Here is a 689-nt window from a genome sequence, read left to right on the forward strand (position 1 = left end):
AACCCTTGAACCAATGGGTCTGTATTAGGAATGGTGAAGGTCCAGTTGCCGTTTTCATCAATGACCAACTCACCATCGGCGAAGTTATCAGCGCCCGCCGTGACATCGGTTTTAAAGACGGATTCGTCTTGGTCAACGTCACTGATGTCAACCTTCGCGCCCACGGTGAGGTCGCCGGTGAGGTCATCAATGTCGTCTGTATTGTCTTCGGTCACTTGACCGGCGGAGGTGCCTGAAATCACTGGCACATCGTTCGTGCCCACTATCGTAATAGTAATATCGTGCTCGGTCCCATCCGCTGATTTCACGGTGAACACTTCGGTCGCGGTATCACCTGCCCCTAGGTATTCCACCGCGTCATTAGCAATCGCGTAATTCCACGCACCAGCTGCCGAGAGCGTTAACACGCCTAACGCCGCGCCCGTTGAATTATCTAATGTACTGCTCGACGTCATCGTCGTGGGATCGGTTTGGAAGACTTCTTCCGCTGCCCCATCCACATCCTCGAGGATCAAGACACCGTTATCTGTCAGCGTCGCTAACGTATCGGTTTCCGTCACAAGCCCTTCATCATCCGTGGCATCGGTTAACGTTGAAGCGTCATTGACCCCAACGATATCCACGGTGATCGTGTGCTCGGTGCCATCGATGGTTTCCACCGTGAAGGTTTGCGTCGCCACTTCCCCTTC

General features: G+C 53.7%; 1 protein-coding gene. It reads right to left on the bottom strand.

Going from position 1 to position 689, the window contains the following annotated elements; genetic code table 11:
• A partial coding sequence (locus tag AB4405_RS24345) for a VCBS domain-containing protein (RefSeq protein ID WP_372063117.1) occupies nt 1–689 on the bottom strand: 689 nt, incomplete at both ends.

Source organism: Vibrio sp. 10N.261.51.F12 (assembly GCF_041471725.1).
Classification (GTDB): Bacteria; Pseudomonadota; Gammaproteobacteria; order Enterobacterales; family Vibrionaceae; genus Vibrio.